Genomic DNA, 9,862 nt, shown 5'->3' with positions numbered 1-9,862 from the left:
GGGCCCGCGACACGGCAGAAGATGGATGAGGCGCCCGCGGTAGCTCACCCGGCTTTGTTCAGCATCGCCCGCACCTCGGCGACTATTCGGCCCGGCGAGTTGTAGACGTCGTAGCGGCCGTACCGCAACAGCGGGAAATCGGCGATCAGCAGGCCGTTCTCGCGCCGGTTGTCGGCTGCTCGCTGTTGGGCATCTTCGTGGTAAGCACCGTCGTACTCGATCCCGAAGGGTGGCGGGTCGTAACCCAGATCGGGAACCCCGAGGAATCGACCGTTCGCGTCGTAGATCGGCTGATTGAGCAGCGGAGGTTCGGGGAGCCCCCCGTCGACGATGATCAGTCGCAAACGGGTTTCCATGGGTGACGCGGCCCCTGCTCGGGCCCGCGCGACGGCGTCGCGAACCTTGCGCACGTGTGGCCAGGAGGGGCGCTCGTCGGCGTAGCGACGCAGTCCGGCGGCGGTCACAAGGTCGTGGTGCAGGAAGCAATCGGCCCAGACGACCGCACCCGTCGGGCTGGACCGTGTCATCAGGCCGAAGCAGGTCCGCTCCGGCGTGGTGACCGCGACGCCGTCCCAGTCGTCGAGGTCCCCCTCGTCAAACACGAGGCGATGGGCCTGCACGCCGCGTTGGTCGAATCTCCTTCCGCCGGTGGGCAGGGCGATTTCCATCGGGACAAGCGTTCCTGGGGGTGGCGTCCAGATACCGAACAGCCACGCGGCTGATCGACCGACGAGGGCGGCGCCGTCCGGTGCGGCCAGCCGGAGTGCGTCCAGACGGCGTTGCGCGGTGAGCTCGACCTCCTGATGGACGAACACGTCGCGGAACAGCCGTGCCCAGCAGTGCGCGGCCAAATGATGACGGGTCATGCCGAGTTCGTAAGCGGCCTGACGATGGAACGGCCCCGTGCGCAGCGGCCAGGGGGCCTCGGGTTGGCGTGGCATCCGCCGATCCGAGCCCGGAAACGCGGGCAGCGCCACCGGCTCGCAGCCAGGTGTGGATGACGTCTAGCTGTGGACAGCCCCCGGGACCGCATCCTCTGCCGTGTCGCGCGCCCTTCCGGCGATGGGTAGGGCGCGCGACACGTCATTAGATGCAACGGGGGATGCGTCTTGGCGGCTCGGGCGGGAGCGGAGGCTCAGGACCATGCGGACGGTGGCGACGACGAGGAGTCCGGCGCCGAGCATGTGCAGGGCCACGACCAGGCGGGGCAGGCCGGTCGCGTACTGGGCCCAACCCATCAGGCCTTGCGCCAACTGGACGCCGAGTACCAGTGCGACCGCGCGCCGGATCTCGCCCGAGGTCCGGAGCCACAACACCACCGTGGCGGCCACGAGCACCGTCACGAACCAGCCGTGCGTGAGGCTCAGCACCCGTGGGTCCAGCCCGGTGCGGCGCGCCTGGGCGTCGCCGGCGTGCGGGCCGCTGCCGGTGACGATCGTGCCCAGGTACATCACCGCGCCGGTCAGGCCGAGCACCGCCAGTCCAAGTCGGCGTTCGAGCAGGCCGACCAGATGGACCGGGGGCCCGTCGCCCTCGTCGAGTCGACGGCGCAGCAACGTCGCCAGCGCTACCAGGTCCATCGAGATCAGCAGGTGGAACATCACCACCCACGGGTTCAGGTCGGTCAGCACAGTGATCCCACCGAGTACCGCCTGCGCCGGGATCCCGACGAACAGCAGCAGCGCCAGGCGGCGCACGTCGGCCCGCACCGGCCGGGCGCGGTAGGCGGCCACCATCGTCGCCACCGCGACCACGGCCAGCACGTAGGTGAGCATCCGATTGCCGAACTCGATCGCGGAGTGATACCCCAGCCGCGCGGTCGGGACGAGTGAGTTGCTCGTGCAGCGAGGCCACGTCGGGCAGCCGAGGCCCGAGTCGGTCAACCGGACCGCCCCGCCGGTCACCACGATCGCGATGTTGGTGACGATCGACGCCGTCGCGAGCCGACGCAGGGTCGGGTTCGGCGCGGGCGTCATGACGAAATGGTAGGCGGGCTTCCGAATGCTCATTCCCAGCGGAACGTCCGCGCCGCCAGGCCGGTCCCGACCACCGCCCAGGCAACCAGCACCAGCACGTCGCGCCATGGGGTCGCGCCGTGAGCCAGCGCGGCCCGCAACCCATCGGCCAACGCCGCCGTCGGGGTCGCCCGCAGCACGTGCGCCGCCCCGCCGAACCGGCTCAGCGGCACCACGATCCCGCCGCACACCAGCAGCAGCAGGTAAACCAGGTTCGCCGCGGCCAACGTCGCCTCGGCCCGCAGCGTCCCGGCCATCAGCAGCCCCAGACCGCTGAACGCCACCGTGCCGGCCAGCAGCAACAGGACGGCGATGGCAGTGCCCCGCCCGTGCGGCGACCAACCCAGCGCGAAGGCCACCGTGGCCAGGAGCGCGACCTGCAATGCCTCGACGGCCAGCACGCACAGCGTCTTGCCGAGCAGCAGCGCCCACCGCGGCAGCGGCGAGACTGCCAGCCGCTTGAGCACCCCGTAGCGGCGCTCGAACCCGGTGGCGATCGCCTGGCCGGTGAACGCCGTCGACATCACGGCCAGCGCCAGAATCCCCGGCGCGAGGAAGTCGACCCGCTCGCCGGGCCCGGTGTTCACGACGTCGACCTTCGAGAACAGCACCAGCAGCAGGGTCGGGATGATCACCGTGAGCAGCAGTTGCTCGCCGTTGCGCAGCAGCATCCGCGTCTCCAACGCCGCCTGCGCCAGCACCATGCGGCCCGGGCTCGCCCCGCCCGGCGCGGGTGTGTGGCGGCCTGGGGCCTCGATGGCGGTCACCCTGCTGGATGTTCGCTCAAGCTCCTCGCTCGTCCCTCGCTCGTCGCTGTCGCTCACGGTTCACCTCGCGCGGTCAGGTCCAGGAAGACGTCCTCCAGGCTGCGCCGCCCGGTCTCCAGGATCTCCGGCATCACGTTGCGGTCCGCGCACCAGGCGGTCACCGTCGCCAACTCGCCCGGCCCGACCCCGCCCTCGACGCGGTACAGCCCGGGCTGCGACTCACTGGCCAGACAGCCGTCCGGCAGTGCCGCGAGCAACCCGGCCAACGGCAGGTCGCGCGGCGCGCGGAAGGTCAGCACCCCCGTGTAGCCCGCGGTGAGCTCAGCGGGCGTGCCGGAGGCGACCAGCTTCCCCTGATCGACGATGTGCACCAGGTCGGACAGGGACTCGGCCTCGTCCATGAGGTGCGTGGCCAGCACGACGGTCACCCCGTCGGCCCGCAGCCGGCGGATCAGCGCCCAGGTGTCGCGGCGGGCATGCGGGTCCAGGCCGGCGGTCGGCTCGTCGAGGAAGACGAGCTCCGGCCGGCCCACGACGGCCAGCGCCAGCGCCAATGCCTGCTGCTGGCCGCCGGACAGCCGGCGATAGGTGGTGCGCCCGGTGTCAGCCAGGCCTACCTCGTGCAGCAGTTGCGTCGGATCCAGCGGGTCGGCGTGCAGCCGCGCCATGTGCCGAAGCATCTCGGCGGCGTTCGCCCCGGGGTAGACCCCGCCGCTCTGCAACATCACGCCGATGCGCGGACGCAGGTCAGCAGCTTCCCGGCGGGGGTCGCGCGCGAGCACCCGCACCGTTCCGGAGTAGGCCGTGCGCAGCCCGCAGCAAATCTCGACGGTCGTGGACTTGCCGGCCCCGTTGGGGCCGAGCAGGGCGGTGACGGTGCCGCGCGGGACCGTCAGGTCCAGGCCGTCCAAGGCGGTCCGGGGGCCGTAGCGCTTGGTCAGGCCCTGGATCTCCAGTGCCGCGCTGTGGCTTCCGTCTGGCACGGACGCAGTCTAAGGAGAGCGGCAGGGACGCTCGGAGTGGGCATCCTTAGGTAAGGCTTGCCTTACTCATCAGTCCGTGATGTAGTTCTCGATTCGCCAGATTTGGCAGCGGCCCAGAATTACGTCACACTGGCGTTGTGAAATACGGCAACGAGCTCGTCGGCGCTGCGCCGATCGACGTCGCCGAACGGGGGACGCGCGATCGCGTGGCTCGCTCGATCCTCGAGAACGGCCCCTCGACGGCCGCGGCGCTCGGCGAACGCCTCGAGTTGACATCGGCGGCCGTGCGCCGCCATCTCGAGGCCTTGATCGCCGAGGGCGCGATCGTCCCGACCACCCCGCGGCAACGCGGGCACCGCGGTCGGGGCCGGCCTGCGAAGGCGTTCGCGATCACCGATTCCGGTCGCGACTCCTTCCACCAGGCCTACGACGACCTGGCTACCGGCGCCCTGCGATTCCTGGCCGAGACGGCCGGCGCCGACGCTGTGGCGGAGTTCGCGGCCCGCCGGGTCGCGGACCTGGAGGAGCGCTACCGGGCCGCGGTCAGTTCGGTCCCCGAGGCCGACCGGCCCGCGGCACTGGCCGACGCGCTGTCGGCCGACGGCTACGCGGCCAGCGCCCGTCCGGCGCCCGGTGGGCACGGCGAGCAGGTCTGCCAGCACCACTGCCCGGTCGCCCACGTGGCCGAGCAGTTCCCGCAGTTGTGCGAGGCCGAGACGGCCGCGTTCGCCCGCCTGCTGGGAACCCACGTCCAACGTCTCGCCACCATCGCCCACGGCGACGGCGTCTGCACCACGTACGTACCAGGAAGGACGACATGACCAGCACCACCGAGACCGCTCTCGAGGGCATCGGTCGGTACGACTTCGGTTGGTCCGACGCCAACGACGTCGGTGCCACGGCCCAACGCGGTCTGTCCGAGGACGTCGTCCGGAACATCTCCAAGCTGAAGAACGAGCCCGAGTGGATGCTCGAACAGCGGCTGAAGGGCCTCAAGCTCTTCTACAAGAAGCCCATGCCCAACTGGGGGTCGGACCTGTCGGGCATCGACTTCGACAACATCAAGTACTTCGTGCGCTCGACCGAGAAGCAGGCGACCAGCTGGGACGAGCTGCCGGACGACATCAAGAACACCTACGACCGGCTGGGCATCCCCGAGGCGGAGAAGCAGCGCCTGGTCGCCGGTGTCGCGGCCCAGTACGAGTCCGAGGTCGTCTACCACCAGATCCGCGAGGACCTCGAGCAGCAGGGCGTGCTGTTCCTCGACACCGATACCGGTCTGCGGGAGCACCCCGAGGTGTTCCAGGAGTACTTCGGCAGTGTGATCCCGGCCGGCGACAACAAGTTCTCCGCGCTGAACACCGCGGTGTGGTCCGGTGGCTCGTTCATCTACGTGCCCAAGGGCGTGAAGGTCGACATCCCGCTGCAGGCCTACTTCCGCATCAACACCGAGAACATGGGCCAGTTCGAGCGGACGTTGATCATCGTCGACGAGGACGCCTACGTGCACTACGTCGAGGGCTGCACGGCGCCGATTTACTCCTCGGACTCGCTGCACTCCGCGGTCGTGGAGATCATCGTGAAGAAGGGCGCCCGCTGCCGCTACACGACCATTCAGAACTGGTCGAACAACGTCTACAACCTGGTCACCAAGCGGGCTCGCGCCGAGGCCGGGGCGACCATGGAGTGGGTCGACGGCAACATCGGTTCCAAGGTCACCATGAAGTACCCGGCCGTGTGGATGACCGGCGAGCACGCGCACGGCGAGGTGCTCTCCATAGCCTTCGCGGGTGAGGGTCAGCACCAGGACGCGGGGGCCAAGATGGTGCACGCAGCACCGCACACATCCTCGAAGATCGTCTCCAAGTCGGTGGCCCGCGGCGGCGGCCGGACCTCCTACCGCGGTCTGGTCCGGGTGCAGCCCGGCGCGCACCACAGCCGGTCCACGGTTCGCTGCGACGCCCTGCTGGTCGACGACATCAGCCGCTCCGACACGTATCCCTACGTCGATGCCCGTGAGGACGACGTGGCCCTCGGTCACGAGGCCACGGTGTCCAAGGTGTCCGACGACCAGTTGTTCTACCTGATGAGCCGTGGCATGTCCGAGGACGAGGCCATGGCGATGATCGTGCGCGGCTTCGTCGAGCCGATCGCCCGCGAACTGCCGATGGAGTACGCGTTGGAGCTGAACCGCCTCATCGAGCTGCAGATGGAAGGGGCTGTCGGCTAGTGACGGTCCATCAGATGCTTCCCGTGCCCACCGGGCACGAGGAGGAGTGGCGGTTCACGCCCTTGCGCCGATTGCGCGGCCTGCACGACGGCACCGCCGCCGGCGACGGCAAGGTGCTCGTATCCGCGGTCGCCGCGCCCGGCGTGACCGTCGAGACGGTCGGCCGGGACGACGAGCGGATCGGGCGGTCCGGGGAGTACTCCGACCGTGTCGCCCAGCATGCGTTCGCCTCGTTCACCACGGCCACCGTGGTGACCGTGCCCAAGGAACTTGTCGCCACCGAGCCGACGGTGCTCACCTTGCGCGGCGAGGGTGCCGACGGCGCGGCCTACGGCCACCTCGTCATCGACGTCGCCCCGTTCGCGTCGGCCACCGTGGTGCTCGATCACCAGGGCTCGGCCACGTACGCGGGAAACGTGGAGGTGCACGTTTCTGACAGTGCGTCACTGAATCTGATCAGCATCCAGGACTGGGCCGACGACAGCGTCCATCTGGGCCACCAGCGCATCGTGCTCGGTCGGGACGCCCGCATCCGCGCGGTGACGGTCACCTTCGGCGGGGACTTGGTCCGGCTCGTGCCGCAGGTCAGCTACACCGCCCCCGGCGGCGACGCGGAGCTGCTCGGGCTGTACTTCGCCGACGACGGCCAGCACCTGGAACATCGCTCCTACGTCGATCACTCGGTGCCGCACTGCCGTAGCAATGTTGCGTACAAGGGCGCGCTGCAGGGTAGGAGCGCGCACACCGTCTGGGTCGGGGACGTGATGATCCGGGCCAACGCTGTCGGCACCGACACGTACGAGCTGAACCGCAACCTGATCCTGTCCGACGGCGCGCGGGCCGACTCGGTGCCGAACCTGGAGATCCTGACCGGCGAGATCGCCGGGGCCGGGCACGCCAGCGCCACGGGACGTTTCGACGACGAGCAGTTGTTCTACCTCCAGGCGCGCGGTATCCCGGCCGAGGAGGCACGGCGCCTCGTGGTGCGCGGCTTCTTCGCCGAGATCATCGCCCGCATCGGCGTTCCCGACGTCGAGGCGCGCCTGCTGTCGACCATCGAGCACGAACTGGAGAGCTTGGCCTGATGAGCACGCTCGAGATCAAGGACCTGCACGTCACGGTGGACACTCCCGATGGCGTCAAGGAGATCCTGCGCGGGGTCGACCTGACCATCGCGCCGGGGCAGACCCATGCGGTCATGGGGCCCAACGGTTCGGGCAAGTCCACGCTGGCCTACAGCATCGCCGGGCATCCGAAGTACACGGTGACCTCCGGAAGCATCACCCTCGACGGCGCCGACGTGCTCGCCATGTCCGTCGACGAGCGGGCGCGCGCCGGGCTGTTCCTGGCGATGCAGTACCCGGTCGAGGTCCCCGGCGTCAGCGTCTCGAACTTCCTGCGCACCGCGAAGACCGCCATCGCCGGCGAGGCCCCGAAGTTGCGAACCTGGGTCAAGGACATGAAGTCCGCGATGAGCACCCTGCAGATGGACCCGACCTTCGCCGAGCGGAACGTCAACGAGGGGTTCTCGGGTGGCGAGAAGAAGCGCCACGAGATCCTGCAGCTGGAACTGCTCGACCCCAAGGTCGCGATCCTCGACGAGACCGACTCGGGCCTGGACATCGACGCGCTGAAGGTGGTGTCCGACGGCGTGAACCGCTTCCGCGCCGACGGCGACAAAGGCGTTCTGCTGATCACCCACTACACCCGGATCCTGCGGTACATCGCTCCGGACTTCGTGCACGTGTTCGTCGGTGGCCGGTTCGTCGAGGAGGGCGGGCCGGAGCTGGCCGAGCGGCTGGAGGCAGAGGGCTACGAGCGATTCCTCGACAGGACTCCAGTGTGACGCACCCTCAGTTTCTGGACGCGGAGAAGATCCGCGCGGACTTCCCGATCCTGGAGCGGCGCCTGGCCGGCGACCGGCCGCTGGTGTACCTGGACTCGGCGAACACCTCGCAGAAGCCGCAGGTCGTCATCGACGCGTTGGCCGAGCACTACGCGATGCACAACGCGAATGTCGCCCGCGCCGCGCACCAGCTCGGTGAGGAGGCCACCGCGGCCTACGAGGGCGCGCGCGACAAGGTCGCCGCGTTCATCGGCACCACCGACCGCGACGGCGTCATCTTCACCAAGAACGCCTCCGAGGCGCTGAACCTGGTGGCCCGGGTGATACCGCTGGCGCCGGGCGACGAGGTTGTCATCACCGAGATGGAGCACCACTCCAACATCGTGCCCTGGCAACAGGCGTGCGAACGGTCCGGCGCGAAGCTGCGGTGGTTCGGGATCACCGACTCCGGTCGCCTCGACCTGAGCAACATCGACGAACTCATCACCGAGCGAACTCGAATCGTCTCCCTGGTCTGGGTCTCCAACGCTCTGGGCACGGTGAACCCGGTCCACGAGATCACCCGCCGCGCGCACGAGGTCGGTGCGCTGGTCTGCGTCGACGCCTCACAGGCGGTGCCGCAGATGCCGGTCGATGTAACCGCCCTGGGCGCCGACTTCGTCGCGTTCACCGGGCACAAGCTTTGCGGACCGACCGGCATCGGCGTGCTGTACGGGCGCAGCGATCTGCTCGCCGGCCTGCCCCCGTTCCTGGGCGGCGGGGAGATGATCGAGATCGTGCGGATGGAGGGCTCGACGTACGCGCCGCCGCCGCACCGTTTCGAGGCCGGCACTCCACCGATCGCCCAGGCCGTCGGCCTCGGTGCGGCCATCGACTACCTGTCCGGCATCGGCATGGACGCGATTGCCGCGCACGAGCACGCGATCACCGCCTATGCGTTGGATGCGCTGAGATCCGTTGCGGGCATGCGAATTCTCGGTCCGACCGAGCCGGTCGACCGTGGGGGAGCGATCAGCTTCGAGCTGGGCGACCTGCACCCGCACGACGTCGGCCAGGTCCTCGACTCGCTCGGCATCGCGGTCCGCGGCGGCCACCACTGTGCCCGCCCGGTGCACGCCCGCTTCGGGGTCACCGCCTCGACCCGGGCGTCGTTCTACCTGTACACGACCACGGCTGAGATCGACGCCCTCGTCGAAGGGCTTGACGCCGTCAAGCGCTACTTCAAGGTGGCCTGATGGAAGTCGACGCGCTGTACCAGGAGATCATCCTGGACCATTACCGGAACCCGCATCACAAGGGTTTGCGGGAGCCGTTCGAGGCCGAGGTGCACCACGTCAACCCGACCTGCGGCGACGAGGTGACCCTGCGGGTTCACCTGGTCGACGGCACGATCGCCGACGTCTCCTACGACAGCCTCGGTTGCTCGATCAGCCAGGCGTCCACCTCGGTGCTGACCGACCTGCTGATCGGCAAGAAGCTCGAGGAGGCGATGGCCGTGCACGGCGAGTTTCTCGCGCTGATGCAGTCGAAGGGCCAGGCGCAACCGAATGAGGACGTACTGGAGGACGCGGTCGCGTTCGCTGGTGTGAGCCGTTACCCGGCGCGGATCAAGTGTGCGCTGCTGGGGTGGATGGCTTGGAAGGACGCCGTCGCGCAAGCTGGAGGAGCGATCGCATGACTGACACCGCAACCGTTTCCGAGGACGACCTCTACGAGGCCATGCGCGATGTGGTCGACCCCGAGCTCGGCATCAACGTGGTCGACCTCGGCCTGGTCTACGGGGTCAGCGTCGACGAGGCGAACATCGCCACGATCGACATGACGCTGACCTCTGCGGCCTGCCCGCTGACCGACGTGATCGAGGACCAGACCCGTTCGGCGTTGGAGAACATCGTCGCCGACTTCCGCATCAACTGGGTTTGGATGCCGCCGTGGGGCCCGGACAAGATCACCGATGATGGCCGGGAAATGCTTCGGGCATTGGGCTTCAACGTCTGAGGTTGTCCACAACCGGCTGGTTC

11 protein-coding genes are annotated in these 9,862 nt (G+C 69.0%); 7 read left to right on the top strand and 4 right to left on the bottom strand.

Annotated features, from left to right (window positions below; genetic code table 11):
- Positions 1-44: 44 nt before the first annotated feature.
- Genes VHU88_15350 through VHU88_15335 form a run of 4 tightly spaced genes read right to left on the bottom strand, consistent with a single transcriptional unit; the run spans position 45 to position 3,765 of the window.
- Positions 45-977, bottom strand: coding sequence for a hypothetical protein (locus VHU88_15350; protein ID HEX3613062.1), 933 nt, complete (start codon positions 975-977; stop codon positions 45-47).
- A 27-nt stretch (positions 978-1,004) separates the two neighbouring features.
- Positions 1,005-1,976 carry a COX15/CtaA family protein gene (locus VHU88_15345; GenBank protein ID HEX3613061.1) on the bottom strand — a complete coding sequence of 324 codons (972 nt, stop codon included), beginning with the start codon at positions 1,974-1,976 and terminating at the stop codon, positions 1,005-1,007.
- 29 nt (positions 1,977-2,005) lie between these two features.
- Positions 2,006-2,782, bottom strand: coding sequence for an ABC transporter permease (locus tag VHU88_15340; protein HEX3613060.1), 777 nt, complete (start codon positions 2,780-2,782; stop codon positions 2,006-2,008).
- 53 nt (positions 2,783-2,835) lie between these two features.
- Positions 2,836-3,765, bottom strand: a complete 930-nt coding sequence (locus tag VHU88_15335; GenBank protein HEX3613059.1) for an ABC transporter ATP-binding protein — start codon at positions 3,763-3,765, stop codon at positions 2,836-2,838.
- A 137-nt stretch (positions 3,766-3,902) separates the two neighbouring features.
- Here VHU88_15335 and VHU88_15330 point away from each other — a divergent pair, with 137 nt between their 5' ends.
- Genes VHU88_15330 through VHU88_15300 form a run of 7 tightly spaced genes read left to right on the top strand, consistent with a single transcriptional unit; the run spans position 3,903 to position 9,839 of the window.
- On the top strand, positions 3,903-4,586 hold the full coding sequence (locus VHU88_15330) for an HTH domain-containing protein (protein ID HEX3613058.1): 684 nt from the start codon (positions 3,903-3,905) through the stop codon (positions 4,584-4,586).
- Positions 4,583-5,995 (top strand): Fe-S cluster assembly protein SufB, encoded by a 1,413-nt coding sequence (gene sufB / locus VHU88_15325; protein ID HEX3613057.1) that lies wholly within the window; start codon positions 4,583-4,585, stop codon positions 5,993-5,995. The genes VHU88_15330 and sufB overlap by 4 nt, the downstream gene beginning before the upstream one ends.
- Complete coding sequence (gene sufD, locus VHU88_15320; protein ID HEX3613056.1) at positions 5,995-7,080, top strand: Fe-S cluster assembly protein SufD; 1,086 nt, start codon at positions 5,995-5,997, stop codon at positions 7,078-7,080. The genes sufB and sufD overlap by 1 nt, the downstream gene beginning before the upstream one ends.
- Complete coding sequence (gene sufC / locus VHU88_15315; protein HEX3613055.1) at positions 7,080-7,841, top strand: Fe-S cluster assembly ATPase SufC; 762 nt, start codon at positions 7,080-7,082, stop codon at positions 7,839-7,841. Before sufD ends, sufC begins: the two co-directional genes overlap by 1 nt.
- Complete coding sequence (locus tag VHU88_15310; protein ID HEX3613054.1) at positions 7,838-9,076, top strand: cysteine desulfurase; 1,239 nt, start codon at positions 7,838-7,840, stop codon at positions 9,074-9,076. Before sufC ends, VHU88_15310 begins: the two co-directional genes overlap by 4 nt.
- Positions 9,076-9,519 carry an SUF system NifU family Fe-S cluster assembly protein gene (locus tag VHU88_15305; GenBank protein ID HEX3613053.1) on the top strand — a complete coding sequence of 148 codons (444 nt, stop codon included), beginning with the start codon at positions 9,076-9,078 and terminating at the stop codon, positions 9,517-9,519. The genes VHU88_15310 and VHU88_15305 overlap by 1 nt, the downstream gene beginning before the upstream one ends.
- Positions 9,516-9,839 (top strand): metal-sulfur cluster assembly factor, encoded by a 324-nt coding sequence (locus VHU88_15300; GenBank protein HEX3613052.1) that lies wholly within the window; start codon positions 9,516-9,518, stop codon positions 9,837-9,839. Before VHU88_15305 ends, VHU88_15300 begins: the two co-directional genes overlap by 4 nt.
- The last annotated feature ends 23 nt before the right edge of the window (positions 9,840-9,862 follow it).

This window comes from Sporichthyaceae bacterium, from assembly GCA_036269075.1.
Taxonomy (GTDB): Bacteria; Actinomycetota; Actinomycetes; order Sporichthyales; family Sporichthyaceae; genus DASQPJ01.
Note: the sequence above shows the minus strand (reverse complement) of the source record. Positions and strands in the feature narration are given on the sequence as shown.

What these genes read in the sequence shown, in the direction of transcription:
- VHU88_15345 (HEX3613061.1), bottom strand. Translation starts at nt 1,976, where the DNA reads ATGACGCCCGCGCCGAACCCGACCCTGCGTCGGCTCGCGACGGCGTCG.
- sufB (HEX3613057.1), top strand. Translation starts at nt 4,583, where the DNA reads ATGACCAGCACCACCGAGACCGCTCTCGAGGGCATCGGTCGGTACGAC.
- sufC (HEX3613055.1), top strand. Translation starts at nt 7,080, where the DNA reads ATGAGCACGCTCGAGATCAAGGACCTGCACGTCACGGTGGACACTCCC.
- VHU88_15305 (HEX3613053.1), top strand. Translation starts at nt 9,076, where the DNA reads ATGGAAGTCGACGCGCTGTACCAGGAGATCATCCTGGACCATTACCGG.
- VHU88_15300 (HEX3613052.1), top strand. Translation starts at nt 9,516, where the DNA reads ATGACTGACACCGCAACCGTTTCCGAGGACGACCTCTACGAGGCCATG.